This window comes from Leptolyngbya sp. FACHB-1624 (assembly GCF_047649235.1).
GTDB classification, from domain to species: domain Bacteria; phylum Cyanobacteriota; class Cyanobacteriia; order Leptolyngbyales; family Leptolyngbyaceae; genus Leptolyngbya; species Leptolyngbya boryana.
In genome coordinates this window covers 5,636,918-5,660,374 of record NZ_CP180258.1, presented here as the reverse complement: position 1 = coordinate 5,660,374, position 23,457 = coordinate 5,636,918, and the positions used below count along the sequence as shown (strand labels likewise).

Below are 23,457 nucleotides of genomic sequence, written 5' to 3'. Positions count from 1 at the left end.
AGGTAGCTCGGCTATTTTACAGCCTTGTCGGGGGATATGTAACGGTATGTTTCGCAAATTAAGTGAGATTTCTTCCTCGGTATAGACAGATTTGACGTGAGCAATCCCTGAACAAATTGCCACGAATAAGACTCCACCCAATTACTTGGAACTAGGTGGAGTCAAAATTCAGCGATCGCCAAATTTAACTTTGAACTTAAGTTTGAGGTACTTTCGCCAAAGTCAACGGTACATCAGACTTCACGCCCGGCGCATAAACCTGCGCGACATAGTCTGCAATCATCCGATGCGTGTTGAATGCAGGGCAATTCGTCTTAATCGATGCTTTCATCATCTGCACCCAACCATGTGGAACCCCATTCTCATCCTGCTCGTAGTAGAGCGGAATAATTTGATTTTCCAACAGGTCATAGAGTGAGTCAGAATCGATCTTATCTTGGAGAACTTGATCGCTCGTGTGAGCATCTTCTCCGATCGCCCAACCGTTCAATGCTTTGCCATTGGCATCGGTCAAGTAGCCTTCACACCACCAACCATCGAGCACGCTGCAATTTAGACCGCCATTAAAGCAGACCTTTTGACCACTCGTTCCCGAAGCTTCCAACGGACGACGTGGATTATTGAGCCAAACATCGACACCCTGGACTAATTTCCGAGCGGTGTGCATGTCGTAGTCTTCGATGAAAGCAACGCGATCGCGAACATTCTGATGAGTCTTACACCATTCCATGATTCGCTGAATGATTCGCTTACCTTCTTCATCAGCCGGGTGAGCTTTACCCGAGAAAATGATTTGAACGGGCTTCTCATCGTTGCTAAAGATTTGTAGCGCTTTTTCTACATTTCTGAGCAGCAAATCACCCCGCTTGTAAGGACTGAAGCGCCGCGCAAACCCGATCGTGAGAATCTTCGGATCAAGTAAATGCTGCGTTGCTTCGACTTGGCTCCAATCTTCGCCTCGGTTCTGCCGTGAATTTCTCACTTTCTGGCGCGTATGAGCAACGAGACGCTCTTTGAGGATTTGATGTCTCCACCAAATTTCTTCATCGGGCGCATTGTCGATCTTTGCCCAAGTTTGAGGATCAAGCACTTTCGTTGTCCAATCTTCGCCCAAGTACTGGTTGTACAAGTCTGCCATCATTGCAGAAGTCCAGGTTCCAGCATGAACGCCATTGGTGATGTAGCCGATCGGAACATTGTCTTCGCTCTTTTCTGGGTAAAGCACTGTCCACATTTTGCGGGAAACGTCGCCATGCAATTCGCTGACTCCGTTTGCCGATCGACAAAGCCGCAAGGCTAAAACAGTCATGCCAAACGGTTCCCAAGGATCGCCTAAGCGACGTGCGCCCAAGGCAAGGAATTGTTCACGAGACAGTCCTAATTCTCCCCAGTATTTTGCGAAGAAAGAATCCATCAAGTCGGCGGAGAAGACATCGTGCCCCGCTGGAACGGGCGTGTGCGTTGTGAAAACGCAGCGATCGCGCACGCCTTTCTCAATGTCGTAGAAGGATTTTCCAGTTTTCAGGATTTCCTGACGACAGACTTCTAGTAGACAGAACGCCGCGTGACCTTCATTCAAGTGATAAACCGCAGGCTCGATCCCCACAGTTTTTAACGCCCGAACGCCCCCAATGCCCAGAATAACTTCTTGAGCGATCCGGGTTTCTTGGTTGCCACCGTACAAGTGCCCAGTCAGCCAGCGATCGATGGGATCGTTATCTTCTCGATCGGTATCCATCAAGAACAAGCTGACTCGTCCAACTTGCGCTTTCCAAATTTGTACTTTCACATGGCGATGCCGGACGAGAACTTCAAACACTAAAGGCTGGTCGTTCTCATCTTTCAGCAATTGCAGCGGTAACCGCTCGAAAGGATTGTTGATGTAGTAATCTTCCTGCCAGCCACTTTGATTGAGCTTTTGACGGAAGTAACCTTGACGGTAAAGTAAGCCGACGGCAACCAGCGGAACCCCTAAATCTGAAGCAGATTTCAAGTGATCCCCAGCGAGAATTCCCAGACCACCGGAATAGATTTGGAGCGATTCGTGTAAGCCGAACTCTGCACAGAAATAAGCGATCGGGTTCTGAGCCGTAATTTGTGGAGCGACGCGGCTTGACCAAGTATCACTCGATGCCATGTATTGCGTGAACTGCTCTGACAATTTCTTCAGCCGTGCCATGTAGTTTGGCTCAACCGTCAATTGGGTCAAGCGATCGAAACTCACGGTTTCGAGCAGCACGATGGGATTATGTCCACAGCGCTCCCATTCGTCGGGATTGATCGACTGAAACAGCGAAATCATATCTGGAGTCCAGCACCACCAGTAGTTGTATGCGATTTCCGCCAAAGGCTTCAAGGCTTGGGGTAAACGCGCACTCAGTCTGTCAGCCGGATTGACAGTTGAAGTATAAGTCATAGATTTGAAGATCTCTTTGCTTTCTTAGAACGATAGGAATCGAAGTTCTGGGGCGTTTTTGCAGCTTAATCTGGGTTCCCAGAAGCTTCGTATGTGTTCCTGGACAGCGCGAAGTTACGCACTGTGAAACGGCGATCGTGTGTTTTGGATTGTACCCCGTTGAACATCAGACCTGGCTTATCGTTTTGTAGCATTATTTATCGGGATGCAACGACGAATTACAGATTGTCTTCAGGCTCTGGTGCAGATGGCGGCGCTTGACGCTCTAGATACAAATCAATAAAGTCTTCGGCTGCGGTGGTGTTAAGCTCTCGCAAGGCTTTAATCACATGCGTCACAGCTTCGGCAAGGGGATCACTGATCTCGTTGACCCACTGATGAACAGTCGATCGATTGATCCCCATCGTGACCGCCAATCGGTTTTGGCTAATCCCGTAGGTTGAGAGTACTTGTCTTAGTGCCTTTCCTGCTTTTCCCATGTTGCAGATCTTGGCAAAGCCAATCGCGTTCGTAAATGGTTGTAGTAACCAACATGCGTTGATTACATAGTCTCTCGTGACGAGATTGATACTACGTTAGGTTTCTGTACTGTTGTGAAGAATTGTTATGAATTAAAGACGGGGCGGGTCATCGAATGGATTTTGATAAATTTGGGGACGAAGTGCGAAATTTTGCCCTCAAAATCGTTAAATTTTATTGAATTCAAATCTTGACCCGTATTGAGAATGAAGATAAGAAGAAAAAGTAAAGGGCAGTTCAGAAAGCTGCCCTTTGTTGAAGATGAAAGCGAAATCGAAGTTTAATTTAAATCGAAACTTGTGCTGAACTGGGTTCAGCGATCGCTTCAACTTCCTGGGGCACAGGCTGGATTGCGGGCATTTCGCTCTGCATTTCTCGTTCTTGGAAGACTAAGCCTGTCAAATGGACGATCGATAATCCAAGCGCTGCTAACGAAATGACATAGCTGTGCAGCGTGTACATATGAGCCACGGTCAGGCTGCCGACACTTCCGCCTGTCAAAATCTCACGTAAGGTTGCACCAATGAATGGGATCGCTTCGATGGTTCCCAATTCGATTTTTAACCGCCAGAATCCGATCTGATTCCAGTTCAAAATCATCGCTGTCCAACTGAGTCCGATCGCACTTAAGGTAAAAAGAATTCCACTGACCCAAGCTGTCAGCCAACTGCGACGAAATCGCTCTCCCAAAAACATGACGAAAATTTGAATCAGACCGACTACAATCACAAGATTTCCAGACAAATTGTGCAGGGTGTGAACGAGCCAACCAAAAGGAATGGTCTGATCAATGGCTTGTAACGAGTCGTAAGCTGCACCCGCCGCAGGTTGGTAGTAAAACGCAATCAGAATTCCAGAGGTCGCAGCGAGAAGCGTTAACGTTACGATCGACACTGCAAGAATCGTGGATAACCGTCGCAGAATGAAGGCTGGAGTAAGCATGACGGAAATTCGTAATATGTATAGTTCTGTTAACTAAATTGTAACGAAGTCTCTCAGAATCGGAAATGATTCTTAATGTATTTGATAAAAATTCCCCTCCACTGTCCAGAATTCAGTATTTTTCCATCGCAGCAACTCGGTCGGACGCGATAAAATCATTGCCTGAAGCTTTGGGACAGAACATTGCCTACTCTCGGTGTCAACATTGACCATATCGCGACCATTCGCCAAGCCCGCCGTACTGTCGAACCCGATCCCGTCGCAGCGGCAGTTTTAGCAGAACTTGCAGGTGCAGATGGCATTACCGTCCATTTGCGAGAAGATCGCCGTCACATTCAGGATCACGATGTCCGTCTGCTCCGCCAAACCGTGCGAACGCATTTGAATTTAGAAATGGCAGCTACCGATGAAATGGTGGCGATCGCGCTCGATATCAAGCCCGACTACGTGACCCTCGTTCCCGAAAAACGTGAGGAAGTGACGACTGAAGGCGGACTTGATATCGCGGGGCAACTGAACCGGATGACGGATGTAGTGACGACGTTACAAAGCGCTGGTATTCCAGTCAGCTTATTTATCGATGCGGAACACGACCAAATTGATGCTGCGGCTGAAACTGGAGCGAAATTTATCGAATTGCATACCGGACAATATGCCGGGTCTTACTCAGAAGAGGGACAGGCGAAGGAATTGGAGATTTTGGCTCAGGGATGTGAAATCGCGATCGCTGCCGGATTGCGGATTAATGCGGGACATGGATTGACCTATTGGAACGTTTACCCGATCGCGCGACTCCCTGGCATGGAAGAATTGAATATTGGACATACGATCATTAGTCGAGCTGTTCTCGTTGGATTTGAACGAGCGGTGAGAGAAATGAAACAAGCAATTCGTGGGCAACTTTAACGCCTGTCCTGACCCTTTTGAACTTAAGAACAGACCATCATGACAACCTACTATTACGTTTTAGCCAGCCAAAAATTCCTGTTACAAGAAGAACCGATCGAAGAAGTTCTCAAAGAACGGTATCGCGACTATGCAGAAAAGAACCGAGAAATTGATTTCTGGGTGATCAAAGAACCCGCGTTTCTTGAAGCACCAGAAATGGCAGAAAACAAAGCAAAATGTCCTCGTCCGGCAGTCGCGATCGTCTCGACCAAGAAACAATTTATTACATGGCTCAAGCTGCGACTAGAATATGTCATCACTGGAGAGTTCCAGCAATCGGAAACCATTCCCGAACCCCTGGCATCTCTTGAACCTGTCCCTTAAACCCGGAAATTTCTATGCCCCAGATGCCCTTTCAAACTGTTTTTAAAGCGATCGCCGGAATGACACTTGTATTGAATGTGATTCCGCCTGCTTCTGCCCAACTTGCAAATTGCCAAGCGCCGCGATCAAATGAGCCTCTTCTTCTGGTTGTGACGCGCACTCCTGAAGCCCAAGCGCGCCTCCGAAGTGTAATTTCTCGGGATGCAGAAGTCTCAGTTTGTAATTACTTTGGCGAAACAGTGACGCGCATCGGGGGCTACCGAGATACGGATACAGCGAATTCTTGGGCAGGTTACCTCAACGAGACGGTGAAACTTCGGACGTTTGTAGCGCTACCCGCAGGTGGGCAAGTTGCCAGTCAGCCAGAAGTTCCAGTTCAAGCGATCGATCTCTCTAGAGAGCCTGTACGGACTGCAACGCTTTCTCCTGAGCCGATTAATCCCAATCCATCGGGTTACAATCCTCGGGCTTTGGAAGACGGATTTGCGGTGATTGTAAATCACTATAATCGCCCTGAAGTTGCTGCTCAAATGCAGCAAGTTTTGAATCGCAATATTGGTCTCGTTTCGTTTGAGCAGCGTCCATTTCTGCTAGCTGTCCACACGCGCGATCGCGGTAGTGCTGATCGCATTATGCAAATTCTCAACGATCGCGGATTTGCCGCCATGCTCGTGAGCGGTCGCCGCCTAACCTTGCTGACTCCAGTCGTACAGACAGATTCTGCGATCGGGGGACGATAAGTAGATCAAGCCGTATTTGCTTACGGCTTTTTGATCGCGGCTAAAACAAACGCGATCGCGTCTTCTGTGTGCTTTTCAACCTTCTCAGGACTTAAGCGATCGACATCTGGCGTTAAATGCTGCCAATTTTCTTGCACTGTGAAGTAGAAAATGCAAACGCCTAGAATGTGAGTCAGCATCAACATTGAATCATCAACAGGGCGAAAATCACCGGATTCGATGCCTCGTTCTAGAACTTTGATCACGCGTTCAAATATGCCTGACCAGTTTCCTTGCTTGAAATAAAGTCCTTGATTTTGGCTTGCTTCTTGAAACCACAGCATTTGTCGATAAGGATTGCGAAATTCGTTTGCGATCGCGACTCGAATAATAAAAGTAATCGCATCTTCAGGCGATAAATGATCGAGTTCTAACTGTTCTACAAACTGCTGATTTTCTTCCATGGGGCGCTGTAGAACGGCGCGATAAAGTCCTTCTTTATTTTCAAAATAGTAATGAATCATCGCGGTCGTAATCTTGGCTTGTTTTGCGATTGCGCTAATTCTTGCTCCTTTCAATCCATGCCGAGAAAACTCAATTTCTGCTGCATCTAGAATTTGCTTTTGAGTGATTTCTGCATCTCGAAATTGCCGTTTTTGAGATTGTGCCATCCATCACTCCTGCCATGATTCAGGAAATTGTGCTTCTAAATCTTGGCGACCATGCAGAATTCTAACCACTTCAACTAATTCATCCGTAACGATGTAGAGAACGATGTAATCGTTCAGTAAAACGCCTCGTAAATTGGGCGCGAGATATCCATAGCTTTTCCCGATATTTGGAAAGCTAACAATATTGCGACATTTTCGCTCAAATTCGTCTACGAATTTCTCACCAGCGTCAATGCTACGTTCAAGGAAATAATCCAAAATGCGGTTAAGGTCTCGACTCGCAGCAGGAGCAATCTGATAGCGGCGAGTCATTCTCTTGTACCACGAGCTTTAGCGATTTTGTCTCTCAGTTGCGCGATCACAACTTCGCCATCAACGCCTTCGCCTCTGTGCAATTCTGCGAGTCCAACTTGGACATCTTCACGTGCATCTTTAAGCCATCGATCATACTGTTCTCTCTTCTCTAACAGCTTAAATGCAGCATCAACTACCTCATCGGCATTCTTATACTGTCCAGATTCAACTCTCGCTTGAATAAATTCTTGCTGTTCAGAGTTCAATGCCATGGCCATCATCTCGACTTACACTTTCTCATCATGATACAGCGATCATTAGTTGACTTTTCTAGACCGGATTTCTAAACTAACTAAAAAATTAATTAATTAAAATCTTATGAACATGCTGCAAAGATCGCCTTGGTTGCTGGCTCATAGATCGATGCTGAAGTCAAATCAGCCGAAAAAGGTATCGCTGTACGGTCGGGATTATGTCCTCTGGCAAGACTACAAAGGCGAAATTCATGCCTTGTCCAATGCTTGCCCAACATGGGTGCAATGCTGTCTGAAGGCTGGTGCGTGGCGAAATCTGATGGCAGTAGTACGATTGCGTGTCCTTTTCATGCACTGGAATTTGATCAGACTGGCTCAATGGTGCTACCAGGTTCTAATAAAGCAACGAAATCATTGTTAAAACCGCTGGAATTGATCATTCAGGGAGATTTGATTTGGTCTTATGGCGGAGTGGAGCCGAAAATGCCAATTCCAAATGTCTTGAATGAGTTTACAGCAGACTATGAATTTGCTGGAGTTGCAGGAGAGTGCAGTGTCAAAACAGATTTGCTCAGCATGTTGTTAAACATGCACGATTACAACCATCAAAATGGAACGCATCGACCTTTATTTGAGATTGAACGGATTGACTTTAAGCGGTTCATTGATCAACGCTTGCATTCTCATTCGTACTATGACATGCCAAGAGCTCAACCCAAGTGGCAAGACCTTCTCAAAAATCCTGCGTTACTCGAAATGCCAAAAGTCATTCGGGCACATTTAGAAAACTACGTTCCAGCGATCGTGATCTTTCATGGTGAAGCACCCATCGGAACCATTAAACAGTGTCATATCTTTGTGCCTGAATTTGAGACGCACACACGAACTTATGTCTTAGCTTATGGCAGATTCAAAAATCCTGTGTTTCGATTGTTGAAAAACAATGTTCTGAAATTAGCTGCAACCGTTGTCGAACAAGATGCAGATATTTTGGGCAAACTCTACGCTGACAGTCCGCAACATATCAAACTCAACAATGAAGTTGGTATGGACTGGGTAAGACGCAATTTTGCCAACTTTTCAGAGATGACAAATTCCAGATCTTAGCTGCTAAAACGGAAATGGAACGATCAATTTTGCATGGTTCCCGGATCAAAAGTCGATCTCTCAGCCCTAAGTCTAAGATCTGAAAATCTTTACAAAACTTTACAATTAATTTGATTTTCCCCACGCTCTCCACAGACAATCCACAAGTTTTCAAGTTCTTTTCCACACTTTTTCCACACCAAACTGAAAGTTTTCCACAGGAGATCGAGCTAAGATCGGCATTTTTCGGCGAACTGTGGATAAGTCATCGAATCCGGCGAACTGGGCTGAAAATTGCTCAATTTTGTGAAGCCATGTAACGAAAAAATGGCTGAAATACCGATTCTGCCGTCCAGTAACTTTGATCTAACCGACGAACTTAACTTTTCTTGATGTTGATCTTCTTGCAGCGATCGCGCAGAATGTAGCGACTAACCGAAGAGCGCACAGCCGCACCGAAACACACGATTTCCACAACGCACATTTGAGAGGGGAAATCAAGCAGGGGGTCGGACTGGCGTAAGTTTCTGATGAAAATTTTCAGAAAAACGGATAGTTTCTTCACTCGTTTCACTTCTTGAGGTTTGATATGGATAGCAACATTAGTCTTTTCGTTGAAATTCCTGAAGCTTTGCATCAATCGTTTCAAACCTTTCTTGATACCCGTCCTGACTGGGATCAAGATCGGGTGATGTCGGCGGCATTGTCATTGTTCTTGTTGCAAAACCGTCCTGCAAACGAGCGTCAGAACGATCGACAAACTGCACGGATCTATCTCGATTCGATTTTTAAGCGTCCGGTTGAGCAACTCTAGTTCAATCTTTCAGTTTCGTGTTTTCAGCTTTTAACCTTGTTTGCCTTAGCCATGCCTTATCAGATTTCTGCCACAAAACTCCAGGCATATAGTCGCTGTCCTTATGCGTACTATTTGCGGTACGAGCGACGACTGACGAGTAACGATTTTTTCGGTTCAGCCGCATTGGGAACAGCGTTGCATCAAGCCTTAGCAATGGTTCATCGGGATTGGCACTACCACGATTCAGTCCCGGATCAAGCATGGGTGCTACGCTGTTGGGATGAAGCCTCCGAAGGCCTAACGACCAATCAGTTTGAAGATGGTCGATCGATGTTGGAGAACTACTATGAGACGTTCATCCAAAATCAGCCTTCGTTGCGTAAACCATTAGCGGTTGAAGGACGAATTCAAGCTTTTCTGCAAGTAGAAAGTCTCGAGTTTTGCATTACGGGACGCTACGATCGCATTGACTATCTCGACGATGGTTTAGAGCTAATCGATTACAAGTCCAGCCGGGAGTTGAAAGTGCCGGAAGCTGATGAAATGGATTTGCAGATCGGATTGTATTACCTGGCGTTGGAGCAGACCTACCACCAAAATCTGAAGTACTTAAGCTTATTGTTTCTGAGATCGGCTGAGAAGGTTCGCTTTAAGGCAACTGATCGCCACAAGAAGCAAGTACAGGCTGTGATTTCAGATTTAGCTGTGCGCCTGCGTCAAGACCAGACGTGGGAACCAACACCCGGTAAACAATGCGATCGCTGTGCGTATTCTCGCTATTGTTCAGCTGTGAATCTTGATCCGGCTCCGTTGCCGACGACAGCTAGCGCATCTCCCGAATTGCAGCTAGCTCTCGGTCTGTAAGTTATTCCCTGTTGATGGTAGTTAGTACGATGAATCGCTTTATTACTTACGCTAGGAAGGCTACTAGCGCCCCGTTTCTCATTTCAATTTATCGAGATGATTGGACTTACAGTGGATATCGCGCGATCGCTTGGGCAAATGTTCGAGTTGTTCGGGCTGCTAAGGCGACCCGTCAAGTTACGCAGGATAAGATTACTGATCGTCCGAGAATTCGGAAGTTTAGTTAGAGCTATCAGGTGGCTGTTATTCAATGCCTCTACTGGTGTACATAGCAAATTTGCTAGGGTGCTCAGTGAGCAACAGCATCAATTTGTAGCTCGTATTGAACTGGGGTTGTACTTGTTGGTGCAACAATCAATTCATAGATTCCCGATCGCTGAATCTTTCCACTCCAGGTCGATTGGTTAGAGTTTTTAATGAGCGATGCTTCTGCTGAGAACATCCAAATTGCGATTTGACCCGCAGGTGCTTTTAGGCTTAGCTCAATAGTCTGCCCTTGTTTGAATTGCGATCGGTAAACTTTACCTACTCCCTGTTTGAGTGTTCCACTCATTTGAGACGAGATCAGTTCGGATTTAGCTTGCTTTGTCTGATCGAATGCGATCGCATACCAAACTTGTCCGAAAGTTCTTGGATTGAGCATCTTACCTTGCTGGTCAGGGAAAAGTGCGACAAACTGAGCATCGGTGAGTGTTTCAATAGCGCGATTGCTAAGGTTAACACTTCGCTTAGATTGCCAAGCATCATAGTTTACTCTCTTGTAAGTTCCCATCCCTCTACGAGCTTCTTTGCTGAGTAGCTCTAGTTGCTTGAGGAGTGCTTCTGAAGATTGAGAAGTTTCTTCGGTAATTTGGGAAAGCAACTGCTGTGAAACGTTCAAGCGTTTAGAACGTTGCGCCACTGTTTCAGGTGGTGCTGAGTCGGCTTTTATTGCGATCGGAGGTGTGACGAGTTCAGGCTGTAAATTAGATAGGTGATTGATCAAGCGATATGCAGAAATTGCTGCTAGCCCGATCAACACAAAAGTAAAAACAATTGAAGCAATATCTTTCTGATCAGGTGTAAACAATGCTTGCATCACTTTTGCAGCAGAAGAATAGCGTTGATGATCAGACAACATTCGATCGAGAACTTTTACAATGCGCGGATCAACCGATTCCCAATCCTGCCATTCCCATTGTCCTGTCGCTTCATTATAGAGATCTTTGGGTTCGCATCCGGTTAAGAGCACGATTGCGATTACTGCTAAGTAGTAAAGATCCTGATCAAATGTTTCCGCAAAATGAGCTTGTGTAAATTCTGTCAAAATCAGCGAACCATCTTCACGCTGAATGATTGAATTGAGTGAAATACTACAGTGAGCAATTTTCAGACGGTACAGCGATCGCAAAATCGACAAGACTTGTTTCAAAAAACGCATCACTTCCGTTTCAGAAAAGATGCGCTGCTGTTCTAATAATTCTCGATACGAGCGTCCTTCAATATAATTTCGGATTAAATAGGCTCGATCAAAATCGACGATCGCATCTTGATATTGCGCCACATGCCGCAGGTTTAATTTGGTCAGAATCTCCTGAAGCTCATTCAAATCTGTCGTCGTTTCTTCTAAAACATAAAGCTTATTCGTCGTTTGATCGATCGCCAAATACACCCAGCCTACTGTTCCTAGGTAAAGCAACTTGAGAATGGAATAGCGATCGACTAAAACAGATTCAATAGACAATGGTGTTCGCATCGCAAATCATCTTGTCCAGGATTGAAGCCTAGACAAATATCAGTATTTATGTACTAAGCTAACACGGCTTTTTAAAAAAGTGATTATAAAAAAATCATGAAGCGGATCTGTTATTAAATAAAAACGCTGAGGCACTCTACAAATAAGGAAGTTACGTAACGATCTCAATGCCCTCGTGAGCGTGAATTGCTGTCCGAATACGATGACGAGATATTAGCGTAAGTTCTGTAACTTACATATCAGGTGGTCTTCTTACATGCGTCCTATTTCTTTGTCTGACTCCCGCCCCAAGATCAGCACGATGCCACGTCCCCAGACTGAAGCAACGGCTTATCTCAATCTGTACAAACTATCGATCGAGAAAAAGCGTCTCCAGTGTGAACTGGATTCGATTGAACAACGTCGTCATCGTATTCAAAAGCGCCTGTCTTTCCTCGAAAGCCAAGTTGCTGAGATGCAGCAATCCGCTCAAGTGTCTACTCCTAAGTTGGTCTCTGTTGAGAAAAATTCTGCTCCCGATTCAGCTTTGAACATGCTGTTTCTTGAGTACTAAGGTTTGAAGTCTGAGATTTGCTGCTGCGCGATCGAATGGAAGATTCGATCGCGTTTTTTGCGTCACTATTCTAAATTTGAGACTCATTTCTATCGCGTTGACACAAGATCACTTCCAATTTTCTACTCTTTAAGTCGGACGCATCTTGATGAAGAGCTGAAAATAATTATTCAAAATTGGTAAAGAAACGACCGAACCTAAATAAGACTCAGTGAAGAAGAACAGAACTTACGTAAGTATCACTTCCTGCGTGTAATAAATTACTGATGTTCCACTTATCGTAAATCCTCGCTGCTGCTCATCGACTGATTCCTCAGTGATAACACGTATTTTGCGAGCGATTTTACAAACTGCTCAGAACTCAGACATTGACAAGTTCAACCTGCTTTTATTTGCCGTTTCTGCTTAGCCCGCTCATGTCTGATCGGGTGAGACAGCGCAAGTTGACCCCTATCCGGAAAATGCGATGTTTACAGCGAAAGCTAGTCAAACCTACCCAGCTTCTTCAATTTCAATCTCTCCCTCTGCCCACACTAAAAATCATTCCGTTGATCAACCTAGAGTTTCCCATGTCGAAGCAACTTACGCGCTCTCTTCAATTCAGCAGGGTATGTTGTTTCATCACCGATACGAACCGAATTCTGGCGTAGATATTGAACAAGTGGTTTGCAGGCTACAAGAGAATCTGGAGGTTGATCGCTTCGCCCGAGCATGGCAGCAACTAATCGATCGACATCCCATTCTCAGAACTCGCTTCGGGTGGAACGCACAAAATGAGCCGATTCAGCAAGTCCTAGCAGCCGATGAAATCACCATCCAGTACCACGATTGGCGATCGAACACAGCAGATCAGCAAATTCGGAAATTCAAAGCATTTCTACGCTGCGATCGCCAAAATGGATTTGATTTCTCTGGGTCATTAATGCGATTTGTGCTTTTCCAAACCGCCCCTGATGTGTATCAGTTCGTTTGGACATTCCATCACATTCTGTTAGATGGGCGATCGATCACGCAGATTCTGCAAGAAGTCTTTGCTCTGTACGATAATCCAGCACAACCGCTTCCTGCACGTCGCTCTTATCAAGATTACATTGAGCAGCTTCATCAGCAAGACTGGTCGCATTCCAAATCGTATTGGCAAGACTTGCTCAAGGGATTCACAACTCCGACTCCTTTACTGCATGCTCCATCACTGCATCAAACACAGACCCAATCTGGGCATGGAACTGCTCGATTAAACTGCTCGATCTCATTGACAGCACAACTGAAATCATTCGCTCAGCAACATCACATCACGCCAAATACTCTAGTTCAAGCTGCTTGGGCATTACTCTTACATCGCTATAGCAATGAAACATCTATTGTTTTTGGAGTAACAAGAGCTTGTCGCCGATCTTTACTTCCCGATGGCGACTCGATCATTGGATTAATAATGAATACGCTGCCTGTGCGCGTAGAGATTACAGACGAAACAACGGTTTTACCTTGGCTACAAGCACTGCGATCGCAACATCTTGCTGTCCGTCCTCATGAAAATACACCTTTGTCTCTGGTGCAGGATTGGAGTGATGTCCCCCGTGGAACAGGATTGTTTGAAAGTATTGTCGTCTTTGAACATGAGAACTTTAACGATCGCCTGAAACAAGGTAAACACCGCTCCTTTAAGCTGATTGAACAACCTTCATTTCCATTAGTCTTAATTGCAAGTTTAGGAACAGCTTTAGAGTTGCAGATTTCTTACGATCGAGAAAGATTTACCCCTGAGACGATCAAACGCATGTTAGATCATCTTCAGGTGCTCTTGCATGGAATGATTGCCAATCCGCAGCAATCCTTGTCCGACCTGCCGCTAATTACAGCTGCTGAACGCCATCAACTGTTGTTTGATTGGAATGCAACGGCTGCAGACTATCAAGCGCAGCAATGCTTACATCAACTTTTCGAGGCACAGGTTGAAAAAACACCCAATGCGATCGCAACAGTCTTCCGACAACAATCGCTAACTTATGCTGAGCTGAATCAGCAAGCAAATCAGATTGCTCACTATCTACGATCGCTAGGAGTCGGGGCTGGACAGTTTGTCGCAGTCTTTCTCGATCGCGGCTTGGAAATGATTCCTACGCTGCTTGGTATTCTCAAAGCTGGAGCTGCTTATATTCCATTAGAAACAAGTTTCCCACCTGCTCGAATCGAATGGATTCTGGAATCGCTGGCTGTTCAAGTTGTCATCACTCAAGTGCGCTACGTTGCAATACTTGAGTCATTGTATTTGCGGAATTTACAGCATCTTGTTTGTTTAGATGTGAACTATCCAGTTTTTTCAGATGTCAAAGTTTCCACACAAGCAGACATTCAACAATCCTCGATCGAGAATTTGCCGCTGCATTGTACTTCTGAAGATACAGCCTATGTAATTTTTACTTCTGGTTCAACTGGGACGCCAAAAGGTGTTGTGGTCAAGCATCAGCCTGTGATCAATTTGATCGAATGGGTGAATCGCACCTTTAATGTAAATCATCAAGATCGAGTTTTATTCATTACTTCCCTCTGCTTTGATCTCTCGGTCTATGACATCTTTGGATTGCTTGCAGCAGGCGGCTCGATTCAAATTGCTTCGAGTGATGATGTGCGCGATCCTCAAGTATTGATCAATCTTCTCAAAACAGAGCCAATTACGTTTTGGGATTCTGCTCCGCCAGCATTACAGCAGCTTTCATCGTTTTTCCCGTCCCTGCTCGATTGTCCCTCTTCACTGCGGCTTGTGTTTATGAGTGGAGATTGGATTCCAGTGACGCTCCCAACTGCATTGCAAACGACATTTCCAGGTGTTGAAGTCGTGTCATTGGGAGGTGCAACAGAAGCAACAGTTTGGTCGAATTACTATCGCATCGATCGCGTTGAACCGCACTGGAAAAGTATTCCTTATGGGAAACCGATTCAGAATGCTCAGTACTATGTTTTAGATGCCAAGTTAAACCCTTGCCCAATTGGCGTGACAGGTGAACTGTACATTGCAGGAGATTGTTTAGCAGTTGGCTACACTGATCCGGTTAAAACCGAAGAACGCTTTCTGCCAAACCCATTTGTGCCCGGTACAAAAATCTATCGAACTGGAGATCTCGCCCGTTTCTTTGAAGATGGCAATATCGAATTTTTGGGACGCATTGATCATCAAGTCAAAGTACGAGGCTATCGAATTGAGCTAGGTGAGATTGAAGGTGTGCTTTCACAACATCGATCGATTACCGATGCGATCGTCATGGCACGAGAAGATCAACCTGGAGACAAACGGCTCGTCGCGTATATTGTGGCTCAAGCCAAACTTGATGCAAATGACGTTCGACAACATCTGCGCGAGAAGCTGCCAGAGTACATGGTTCCGTCTGCGATCGTATTTTTAGATGCAATTCCTTTGACTCAAAATGGGAAGGTCGATCGACGAGCTTTGCCCATGCCGGAAGCCGTTCGGGTTGAGCGTAATGATGTCATTGAACTCACTCAGAATCCACTGGAACGGCAGTTAATGTTCATGTGGGAAAAAGCATTAGACATTCAACCGATCGCGACCACGGACAATTTCTTTGATTTAGGGGGCAACTCTATTACGGCGGTGAAGCTGATCAACCAGATGGAAAAAGCATTTGGGCGACAGTTTTCTGTTGCTGCATTATTTCAAGCGCCTACGATCGCCCAATTTGCCGAAATTATTCGAGATGGGCAAGAAATCGATCCCTGGGCAATTATCGAAATCAATCCGCTCAATGGGAAAAAACCACCGCTCTTCTGGTGTCAGAACTATGGCGATTTACTTCCGCATCTTGATCCGGAGCAGCCATTTTTTGCGCTGGAATCTGGCTATCAGCAAGTCACAAACCCAGAGACTCATATTAAAGATTGGGCGGCAGGTTATGTCGGTCGCATTCGGGATATTCAGCCTGAAGGGCCGTATTTTATTGGAGGCTATTGTTTTGGGGGCTATGTTGCCTTAGAGATTGCTCAAATGTTGCGATCGCAGGGTCAAGAGGTTGCACTCTTGATTTTAGTAGAAACCTTTGGACCGGGTGTCCCTCAATATCAGCACCAAAAACTTACGGCACGCAATGTAGTTCTTTACACAACTAGTATTCGCCGTCGCATTCTCGGAGCCTTCGATCGACATTGGCACGCGATCGAAGATCAAAAAATCGCTCAGAAAACCGGGGGTCGAGTAGTGAAAGTCAATTTACCCCCTGCTAAACCCATTCAACGTGCTGTTCAAAGCTATGAGATACAGCCTTACTCTGGGCGGGTTGTGATGTTTGAGGCAGCATTGAGTTCGCTCAAGTCGAGATTAGCTCCAAGAGCCTTCTGGGACAATATTTTCAAGGGGGACTTCTCGATCGAGCGGGTCAGCGGAACGCACCACACTGTGGTGTATCACAACAATGGGCGCGATCTGATGCAGCGGATTCAAGCCTACCTGGAGCGATATCGCCTCAAGTGAAGTCCGATCCGCCGATGGGGAATCTTGCAGACTCGTTAAAATCCGTCCACTGACCAGTGCGGCGGATCGTACTCTAATTTGTACACCCCAAACGTTGCCCCAACCTCCCAGAGTGTGGCATTCTGACTTGCATCTCCGGTTCCTGGAACAGTCACCATTTGTCCATTCCCATTTTGCATTCGTAGTGGGGGCTTCCAAGTGACGATCCAATCGATCGCTAAAGCCTGAGTATGTCGAGACTGGAGTGCGGCTGGATTGCCTCCAATGCCAAATGCGTTCACCATGTCTCGGGCCGCTTGGTAAGATGCCGCATCCGTGTAATGCACCCAATCAATATCAACTCCCACCATCGGCGGCACATCCCACGGAGCAAAGTCTCGATTGTTCAATTGCACCGCATAGTGCATCATGTAAGCCCGCTGAGGGGGTCGGTAGGTATTCGTAACTTCGATCTCTGCTCCTGCATCTTTCAGCGCTTTTTCAAATGCGCGCACTCTTTGACGGAATGGAGATGCCAAATCATCGATCGACTGACTCGCGGGAAAAAATCGTACCCATTGCGCCCCGCTTAGCCTCGCTCTCTGCCGTCGAGCATACTCTGTCAGAATTGCTAGCCCCGGCGCATAATCGCTACCTAGCTTCTGTTTTGTTGCGGCTGAAAGCGTAGCATCTAATCGAGGTCGAAAATTCACATCCAAAATTTTGTAGGCTTCGGTCATGCCTTTCGTACTACCTAGCCCAAAATTTCCATCTAAGGTTAAAGCTGGATTGAGCCGCCCAATGACATTAAGGCTCCGCTGTAAATCCCGCACTTCTGCTGCACCGTAGTTCAAATAACTCAGCAACATGGCTGCGCTTAGATCGGCGACGCGATAGATAAATCCTTGACTCAGCGCTTTGGTATAGGTCGCATTGCCCACAATTCCATCGGCGATTAAACCGTTCTTTTGCTGGTAATCTTTTGTAACTCGATCGCTCACACTACCGAAGCCATTATCGACAGCCCCGATCGGGAAATTTTGATCTTGTAAAAATCGCTGCCATGCACCAACGGCTGCCCCAGTCGAGCCACGCTGAATCACGGGTAATCTTAAAGCATTGATATTAAATGCCATACTCTCTCCTGAAACCAATGCAGGCGTTTGTAAATCGCCTCGCGATCCATCATACTGAGCGGCTGAAAAAAAGGATGTAACGGTTGGTCAAAATACGTTACATCCTTGAAGGATTGATTCTTTTGGGGGGGGAGTAGGGCGATAGAAGATCCCTAAAAATCTGCCGGAGCTGCCGATCGCATCTTCGCTTTGGCTTTTGCTGCACTCTTCTTCAGTGCATCCAGACGCGCCTGATATTTTGCGCGCTGTCTCTTTTTGGGAGTTTGATCAATTAAAGTCTTTAACGCGCTGCCCAAACTCTTGTAAGCATTCGGCAAAGTATAGCCAAAGCGAGTTGCTAATTGGATAGCGCGCTCGTCGGCTTCGATCGCTTCTTTGACATTCTTCTCGCTGTTGTTCTTCTGATAGAGCCGCCAGCCAGCAACACCAGATAACCCCATCGCTAACAGCAATAACAATCCATCTTGTACCCACAGTTCCCCGACTGCGCCGCCAAGCCCGATCGCTAATGCTGCCATCTCCCAACCGTCTTTCGGGATCGTGTCCGCTTGAACTCGCGCGACTTCATGCCAAAACAAGAGATTTCGTTGGTCGATCGCCAACTGATCCCATTTCGGCATATCAATTTGGATCTCGATCTCATCCCGACCGATTTCCTCACAGGTGATCAGTGGAGGATTGACCGCGGTCGTTGTTTCGATCGTGACCCAGCTCTGCAGTTCCGGGGGTAGCAGGGTCTTCAAGCGACGTAACTCGCTCATGTCGGCTCTAGCGGACGAGGTTGCATAAGATGTCATGGACTTCAGCCTCAGAATGAACGCCTATCCTCATAATATTGCGATCTTAGCGATTCTACGGAGGATGGGTATAGGTGAATTCATTCTGCCTGATAAAAGTCTTATCAAGCAAGTCGTGCGAACCGAATCTTTTCAATTAATTCGATAGTTTGGTGGGTATGGGTTGGGGACTCTCTGGCGCGTAGTGGGAAATGACCACGATCGGTAAAATCAACGTAATCAATGCGATCGCAGTTCCAACAAGATTGACAACAAAATTGGCAGATACGGGATGCGATCGTTTCGGAGCGGTAGCCTCACTACCTATGTGCATAGAGCGTTTTAACCAACTCAATAAGGTTCAGCAGGAAAGCCCTGATTCTTTCCTAGTTAACCCAGGTCAGAGAAATACATTTCACTGTATGAATAATTTTAGCTAATTTTTCCCAGGTTTCTGTTGCTCATAAACAATCCTGATAACTCTCATGTAGCAACGGATACATAATGCTGTTTTGGGTGAATCTTGCAAGGATTTTTGTCTACCTCGGGGTAGATGCTGGTTGAGCGATCGAGTTTCTACTCTCAACATCGTTATGTCCGAACTTGGGCTGTACGGTTCTACTGACTGTGGCACAGCAAGTGCTTTGCTAAAGTAAGGTTAATCGAGATTGAAATTTGATCCTCAGTTGCGAGGTACAGACTGTGAACGATACTTCTAATCAACTTCCTGAGTTTCTTCAAGGTGCGGGCGATGCTAGCGGTAAGCTGCTTCAATATGTACAGTCGCTTGAGCCTGAAACGATCGCTCAACTTTCTAAGCCGTCCTCACCTGAAGTGCTGCAAGTGATGGAGCGCAACATTATCGGGCTGTTGGGCGGTCTGCCTCCTGAAAGTTTTGATGTGATGATTACGACGAACCGCGAGTCTTTAGGCAGATTGCTCGCGTCGGCAATGATGAGCGGATACTTCCTGAAAAGCGCTGAACAGCGGTTGGCATTGGAAAAATCATGGTCAGATGTCCAATAAGAAATCGATAAAGTCCTCTAGCTCGGCAGGGAGTTTCTCTCTGCCGAATTTTTTGGTGTCTGAATTGCGATCGCGCTTACTGGATTGGTATGCAACATCGGGGCGTTCTCTCCCTTGGCGCGAGACACGAGATCCTTATCGGATCTGGATTTCGGAAATTATGCTTCAGCAGACTCAGGTGAAAACGGTGATCCCGTATTTCGATCGCTGGATACAACAATTTCCTTCAGTGCAGAGTCTTGCTGATGCTGAATTGCAAACAGTGCTAAAAGCTTGGGAAGGTTTAGGCTACTATGCTCGCGCTCGCAATCTGCATCGGGCGGCAAAGCAAATTGCTGAAACTGGGTTTCCAACTGATTTGGATAGCATCCAAGCACTGCCTGGAATTGGACGAACGACCGCAGGGGGAATTCTCAGTGCGGCGTTTGATCAACCGATTTCGATTCTCGATGGCAATGTCAAACGAGTTTTAGCGCGACTGATTGCATTAGACAAGGTTCCAAATAAGGCTTTGACGCAACTCTGGGCGATTTCCGATCAATTGATTGATCCCGAAAACGGGCGTGATTTTAACCAAGCATTGATGGACTTAGGGGCAACGGTTTGCACGCCGAAAAATCCAGCCTGTTTGGTTTGTCCTTGGCGATCGCACTGCAAGGCTTACAATCTAGGAGTTCAGTCGGAGCTACCTATGTCAGAAACTCGTACAGCGATTCCTCATAAAGTTATTGGTGTTGCGGTGATTTGGAAGGATCAGCGCATTTTAATCGATCGCCGAAAACCCGAAGGCTTACTCGGGGGATTGTGGGAATTTCCGGGCGGAAAGTTAGAACCCGGAGAAACGATCGAGGAATGTATTCAGCGAGAAATCCGAGAAGAATTAGCGATCGACATTGCAGTAGGCGAACAACTTATCGTCGTTGATCATACCTACACTCATTTTCGAGTCACCTTGAATGTGCATCACTGTCAATATTTAGCAGGCGAACCCCAAGCGATCGAATGTGATGAGATTCGCTGGGTCGCTGTTGATGAATTATCAGACTATCCTTTCCCGAAAGCGAACATCAAAATTATCGAGGCGCTGCGCTCAGTGAGCTTTTCCGGCTCCTAGATAGAGTTCTGCCACTTTGGGATTGTTTAATAACTCAGAGCCTGCGCCTTCAAAGCGATCGCGTCCTGCTTCTAAAACGTAGCCGCGATCTGCCATTTCTAGAGCTTTCCGGGCATTTTGCTCGACCAGTACGATCGCCGTTCCATCGCGATTAATTTGGCGAATCTGCTCAAAAACGCTATTGACGAGAATGGGAGACAATGCTGCTGAAGGTTCATCGAGCAACAGCAAACTCGGTTTCAGCATCAGCGCTTTTCCCATCGCTAACATCTGCCGCTCTCCGCCCGATAGGGTTCCTGCCCGTTGTTTCCGGCGTTCTGCGAGGCGAGGGAATCGCATATAGATTTCATCTTTGAGCGGCTGTAAAGGCTCATCGCGGACAAATGCACCCATTTCCAAATTTTCTTCGATCGACAACGACGGAAATACATTTGCGATCTGGGGAACGTAACACATGCCTTGGCGGACGATCTGATCCGATCGCAAGCCAGTAATATTCTGACCTTTGAAATGAATGCTGCCCGTATGGGGAGTCAGCAAACCGAACACGGTTTTTGCCAGCGTTGACTTTCCGGCTCCATTCGGTCCAATAATCGCCACCAATTCACCCGGATACACCCGCATGTTTGCGCCTTGCAAAATGTCGAGATCTTTTATATAGCCTGCGTGAACATTTTGGACATCAAGAATTGGCGAGGTCATAAGAACCGAAATGCGGAAGGATCAATTAGCAACTCTAACATCCTTCGGCATTCGCGGAAGTTTGCAGATGACTTGAGGGCTTGTGGCAGTCCTAAATTGGGTGGGGAGTAGGGAGTAGGGGGTAATTTTTTCTACTCCCCACTCCCCACTCTTTTAGCCTTTACAACTCAAACATTGCGCGGTTTGAATTGCCGCTTACTGCGGTGTAGATTGCAGATCAGGGCGTTCTTCGGGCAAGATCGCGCCTTCAACCGGACAGACTTGGAGACAGATCCCGCAATCAATACAGGTCGTGAAATCAATCCAGTACCAATCTGTGCCTTTTGTATTTTTGCCAGGCCCTTCATGAATGCAGGCAACTGGACAAGCATCGACGCAATCGGCAACGCCTTCGCAGATATTTGTAACGATCGTATGAGACACAGTGTTCTTCTCTCTGAGCAAATCGACAGGTAGGACGGTTGTCCCGGATATCTATTCTCGTACACTTGTCACGCTTATGGGGCGAATCTGCATCGGATTCTCAGGCTTAGAAATCATCCGTACTGATAGATTCCGGAAGCTATCAGCGATAATGCAAGAATGTCAGCGATCGGTCAACTGTATGCTTCATCGCATCTTGATAGAAACTGGGCTTTCAGATGAATTCAAGATGAACTTGGGTACGTTAGGGTTGACATTGGGACGGTCTGGCACAAACCTCTGGGGAGTGATCGTGCTCCAGCGAGTGGACTGGCTTGATTTAAGTCCGAATCAGGCAACAAATTGTCCAGTTTGTTAAGCGATCGTATGAAAATTGATGGCGTAGGGTTGGAGAATAACGATTTATGAAAGCCATGATTCTGGCAGCCGGAAAGGGCACGAGAGTTCGACCGATTACCTATACGACTCCGAAACCCATGATTCCGATCCTGCAAAAGCCTGTAATGGAATTTTTATTGGAGTTGCTCCGGCAACACGGCTTCGACCAAATCATGGTCAATGTGAGCCACCTCGCCCATGAAATTGAGAATTATTTCCGCGATGGGCAACGCTTCGGCGTCGAGATTGCCTATTCGTTTGAAGGCAGTATTGTCGATGGTGAATTGATCGGGGAAGCGCTCGGCTCTGCGGGCGGAATGAAGAAGATTCAAGACTTTTCGCCGTTTTTTGATGATACGTTTGTGGTCTTGTGTGGCGATGCGTTGATTGATCTCGACTTGACTGCGGCAGTGAAGTGGCATCGAGAAAAAGGATCGATCGCAACCATTATCTCCAAACCTGTTCCGCGCGAAGAAGTATCAAGCTATGGCGTGGTCGTCACCGATGAATCTGGCAAGATCAAGGCGTTTCAGGAGAAGCCTTCGGTTGAAGAAGCACTGAGTACGAATATCAATACTGGAATCTATATTTTCGAGCCGGAAATTTTTAACTATATTCCTTCCAATCAGGAATACGACATTGGGGGCGAACTGTTCCCGAAACTCGTCGAAATGGATGCGCCGTTCTATGCGCTGCCGATGGAGTTTGAGTGGGTTGATATTGGGAAGGTTCCAGACTACTGGCATGCCATTCGCAGCGTGCTGCAAGGCGAAGTGAAAAATGTTCCGATTCCGGGCAAGGAAGTTGCACCGGGCGTTTATACGGGTCTGAATGTCTGTGTGAACTGGGACAAGGTGGATATTCAAGGTCCCGTTTATATTGGCAGTATGACCTGCATTGAGGACGGGGCAAAGATTGTCGGTCCGGCGATGATTGGACCAAACTGCTGGGTGTGCAGCGGAGCGACGGTCGATAATAGTGTGATTTTCGATTATTCGCGGTTAGGACCGGGCGTGCGTTTGGTCGATAAATTGGTGTTTGGTCGGTATTGTGTTGATAAGACGGGAGCGACGATCGATGTGCAAGCTGCATCGCTCGATTGGCTGATTACGGATGCACGACATCAGTTCCCTAGCCATCCAACTGAGGAGCATCGCGCGATCGCGGAACTGCTGAATGTTGGCAAAGGTGCGCTTTGATCCTTGGTTGATCATTGAAAACCTTGCACGGCTCAATGCTGAAATTTAAGTCACAATGGCTGATGTTGAATAATTTTCTCAGGTCACAAATTTGATTCTCCTGCTTCTCCGTGAAATTGA

The 23,457-nt window shown here is 46.5% G+C and carries 26 protein-coding genes; 14 read left to right on the top strand and 12 right to left on the bottom strand.

The genetic code is table 11. The features are described from left to right. Positions 1 to 196: 196 nt before the first annotated feature. The 3 genes from glgP to ACMUEV_RS26805 form a co-directional block, all read right to left on the bottom strand. Positions 197 to 2,416 carry an alpha-glucan family phosphorylase gene (gene glgP, locus ACMUEV_RS26815; RefSeq protein ID WP_017286038.1) on the bottom strand — a complete coding sequence of 740 codons (2,220 nt, stop codon included), beginning with the start codon at positions 2,414 to 2,416 and terminating at the stop codon, positions 197 to 199. Between the two features lie 218 nt (positions 2,417 to 2,634). Beyond that, positions 2,635 to 2,895, bottom strand: coding sequence for a helix-turn-helix domain-containing protein (locus tag ACMUEV_RS26810; RefSeq protein WP_017286039.1), 261 nt, complete (start codon positions 2,893 to 2,895; stop codon positions 2,635 to 2,637). Between the two features lie 325 nt (positions 2,896 to 3,220). After that, a complete protein-coding gene (locus tag ACMUEV_RS26805) occupies positions 3,221 to 3,877 on the bottom strand; it encodes a cytochrome b N-terminal domain-containing protein (protein ID WP_190653792.1) in 657 nt (218 codons plus the stop codon). Between the two features lie 183 nt (positions 3,878 to 4,060). On the opposite strand from ACMUEV_RS26805, the gene ACMUEV_RS26800 reads away from it, so the two are divergent. The 3 genes from ACMUEV_RS26800 to ACMUEV_RS26790 are packed head-to-tail and all read left to right on the top strand — an operon-like array spanning position 4,061 to position 5,889. Then, complete coding sequence (locus ACMUEV_RS26800) at positions 4,061 to 4,783, top strand: pyridoxine 5'-phosphate synthase (protein WP_190653791.1); 723 nt, start codon at positions 4,061 to 4,063, stop codon at positions 4,781 to 4,783. Positions 4,784 to 4,822: 39 nt separating this feature from the next. Continuing rightward, complete coding sequence (locus ACMUEV_RS26795; protein ID WP_017286042.1) at positions 4,823 to 5,149, top strand: MgPME-cyclase complex family protein; 327 nt, start codon at positions 4,823 to 4,825, stop codon at positions 5,147 to 5,149. A gap of 14 nt (positions 5,150 to 5,163) precedes the next feature. Further along, the gene (locus ACMUEV_RS26790) at positions 5,164 to 5,889 is read left to right on the top strand and encodes a hypothetical protein (RefSeq protein ID WP_017286043.1); all 726 of its coding nucleotides are present in this window, start codon (positions 5,164 to 5,166) and stop codon (positions 5,887 to 5,889) included. Positions 5,890 to 5,909: 20 nt separating this feature from the next. Here ACMUEV_RS26790 and ACMUEV_RS26785 read toward each other — a convergent pair whose 3' ends face one another. Genes ACMUEV_RS26785 through ACMUEV_RS26775 form a run of 3 tightly spaced genes read right to left on the bottom strand, consistent with a single transcriptional unit; the run spans position 5,910 to position 7,105 of the window. Further along, positions 5,910 to 6,539 (bottom strand): TetR/AcrR family transcriptional regulator, encoded by a 630-nt coding sequence (locus ACMUEV_RS26785; protein ID WP_190653790.1) that lies wholly within the window; start codon positions 6,537 to 6,539, stop codon positions 5,910 to 5,912. A 3-nt stretch (positions 6,540 to 6,542) separates the two neighbouring features. Next, on the bottom strand, positions 6,543 to 6,851 hold the full coding sequence (locus ACMUEV_RS26780; RefSeq protein ID WP_190653789.1) for a type II toxin-antitoxin system RelE/ParE family toxin: 309 nt from the start codon (positions 6,849 to 6,851) through the stop codon (positions 6,543 to 6,545). Beyond that, the gene (locus tag ACMUEV_RS26775) at positions 6,848 to 7,105 is read right to left on the bottom strand and encodes a type II toxin-antitoxin system ParD family antitoxin (RefSeq protein ID WP_017286046.1); all 258 of its coding nucleotides are present in this window, start codon (positions 7,103 to 7,105) and stop codon (positions 6,848 to 6,850) included. The genes ACMUEV_RS26780 and ACMUEV_RS26775 overlap by 4 nt, the downstream gene beginning before the upstream one ends. A gap of 106 nt (positions 7,106 to 7,211) precedes the next feature. Here ACMUEV_RS26775 and ACMUEV_RS26770 point away from each other — a divergent pair, with 106 nt between their 5' ends. From ACMUEV_RS26770 to ACMUEV_RS26750, 5 genes are all read left to right on the top strand, one after another. Further along, the gene (locus ACMUEV_RS26770) at positions 7,212 to 7,508 is read left to right on the top strand and encodes a Rieske 2Fe-2S domain-containing protein (RefSeq protein ID WP_415354704.1); all 297 of its coding nucleotides are present in this window, start codon (positions 7,212 to 7,214) and stop codon (positions 7,506 to 7,508) included. Further along, complete coding sequence (locus ACMUEV_RS26765) at positions 7,394 to 8,194, top strand: Rieske (2Fe-2S) protein (protein ID WP_415354703.1); 801 nt, start codon at positions 7,394 to 7,396, stop codon at positions 8,192 to 8,194. The genes ACMUEV_RS26770 and ACMUEV_RS26765 overlap by 115 nt, the downstream gene beginning before the upstream one ends. 568 nt (positions 8,195 to 8,762) lie before the next feature. Then, positions 8,763 to 8,987: a DUF2811 domain-containing protein gene (locus ACMUEV_RS26760; RefSeq protein WP_017286048.1), complete on the top strand. Its 225-nt coding sequence runs from the start codon at positions 8,763 to 8,765 to the stop codon at positions 8,985 to 8,987. A gap of 51 nt (positions 8,988 to 9,038) precedes the next feature. Beyond that, positions 9,039 to 9,833, top strand: coding sequence for a RecB family exonuclease (locus tag ACMUEV_RS26755; RefSeq protein WP_190653788.1), 795 nt, complete (start codon positions 9,039 to 9,041; stop codon positions 9,831 to 9,833). Positions 9,834 to 9,847: 14 nt separating this feature from the next. Further along, a complete protein-coding gene (locus ACMUEV_RS26750; RefSeq protein ID WP_348251522.1) occupies positions 9,848 to 10,060 on the top strand; it encodes a hypothetical protein in 213 nt (70 codons plus the stop codon). A gap of 62 nt (positions 10,061 to 10,122) precedes the next feature. Here ACMUEV_RS26750 and ACMUEV_RS26745 read toward each other — a convergent pair whose 3' ends face one another. Continuing rightward, positions 10,123 to 11,568: a serine/threonine protein kinase gene (locus ACMUEV_RS26745; RefSeq protein WP_190653786.1), complete on the bottom strand. Its 1,446-nt coding sequence runs from the start codon at positions 11,566 to 11,568 to the stop codon at positions 10,123 to 10,125. A 301-nt stretch (positions 11,569 to 11,869) separates the two neighbouring features. On the opposite strand from ACMUEV_RS26745, the gene ACMUEV_RS26740 reads away from it, so the two are divergent. After that, positions 11,870 to 12,121 (top strand): hypothetical protein, encoded by a 252-nt coding sequence (locus ACMUEV_RS26740; RefSeq protein WP_017286051.1) that lies wholly within the window; start codon positions 11,870 to 11,872, stop codon positions 12,119 to 12,121. 466 nt (positions 12,122 to 12,587) lie between these two features. Next, positions 12,588 to 16,604 (top strand): non-ribosomal peptide synthetase, encoded by a 4,017-nt coding sequence (locus ACMUEV_RS26735; RefSeq protein WP_190653785.1) that lies wholly within the window; start codon positions 12,588 to 12,590, stop codon positions 16,602 to 16,604. 35 nt (positions 16,605 to 16,639) lie between these two features. Here the strand turns inward: ACMUEV_RS26735 and ACMUEV_RS26730 are convergent, their stop codons facing one another. From ACMUEV_RS26730 to ACMUEV_RS26720, 3 genes are all read right to left on the bottom strand, one after another. After that, on the bottom strand, positions 16,640 to 17,719 hold the full coding sequence (locus tag ACMUEV_RS26730; RefSeq protein ID WP_017286053.1) for a peptidoglycan-binding domain-containing protein: 1,080 nt from the start codon (positions 17,717 to 17,719) through the stop codon (positions 16,640 to 16,642). A gap of 152 nt (positions 17,720 to 17,871) precedes the next feature. Continuing rightward, complete coding sequence (locus ACMUEV_RS26725) at positions 17,872 to 18,516, bottom strand: DUF3318 domain-containing protein (protein ID WP_051077757.1); 645 nt, start codon at positions 18,514 to 18,516, stop codon at positions 17,872 to 17,874. Positions 18,517 to 18,652: 136 nt separating this feature from the next. Then, positions 18,653 to 18,829 (bottom strand): hypothetical protein, encoded by a 177-nt coding sequence (locus ACMUEV_RS26720; protein ID WP_154660820.1) that lies wholly within the window; start codon positions 18,827 to 18,829, stop codon positions 18,653 to 18,655. Between the two features lie 368 nt (positions 18,830 to 19,197). On the opposite strand from ACMUEV_RS26720, the gene ACMUEV_RS26715 reads away from it, so the two are divergent. Further along, complete coding sequence (locus ACMUEV_RS26715; RefSeq protein ID WP_017286055.1) at positions 19,198 to 19,521, top strand: DUF760 domain-containing protein; 324 nt, start codon at positions 19,198 to 19,200, stop codon at positions 19,519 to 19,521. A gap of 55 nt (positions 19,522 to 19,576) precedes the next feature. Further along, positions 19,577 to 20,635, top strand: coding sequence for an A/G-specific adenine glycosylase (gene mutY / locus ACMUEV_RS26710; RefSeq protein WP_017286056.1), 1,059 nt, complete (start codon positions 19,577 to 19,579; stop codon positions 20,633 to 20,635). On the opposite strand, the gene ACMUEV_RS26705 is transcribed toward mutY, so the two are convergent. Together ACMUEV_RS26705 and ACMUEV_RS26700 are read right to left on the bottom strand one after the other, a co-directional pair. Next, entirely contained in the window at positions 20,612 to 21,337 is a 726-nt protein-coding gene (locus ACMUEV_RS26705) for an ABC transporter ATP-binding protein (RefSeq protein ID WP_190653784.1), read from the bottom strand. The two genes, mutY and ACMUEV_RS26705, sit on opposite strands and share 24 nt — an antisense overlap. A 195-nt stretch (positions 21,338 to 21,532) precedes the next feature. Next, positions 21,533 to 21,760, bottom strand: a complete 228-nt coding sequence (locus ACMUEV_RS26700; RefSeq protein ID WP_017286058.1) for an indolepyruvate ferredoxin oxidoreductase subunit alpha — start codon at positions 21,758 to 21,760, stop codon at positions 21,533 to 21,535. A 181-nt stretch (positions 21,761 to 21,941) separates the two neighbouring features. Here ACMUEV_RS26700 and ACMUEV_RS26695 point away from each other — a divergent pair, with 181 nt between their 5' ends. After that, positions 21,942 to 22,118 carry a hypothetical protein gene (locus tag ACMUEV_RS26695; protein WP_190653783.1) on the top strand — a complete coding sequence of 59 codons (177 nt, stop codon included), beginning with the start codon at positions 21,942 to 21,944 and terminating at the stop codon, positions 22,116 to 22,118. A 46-nt stretch (positions 22,119 to 22,164) separates the two neighbouring features. After that, on the top strand, positions 22,165 to 23,337 hold the full coding sequence (locus ACMUEV_RS26690) for a sugar phosphate nucleotidyltransferase (protein WP_017286060.1): 1,173 nt from the start codon (positions 22,165 to 22,167) through the stop codon (positions 23,335 to 23,337). The last annotated feature ends 120 nt before the right edge of the window (positions 23,338 to 23,457 follow it).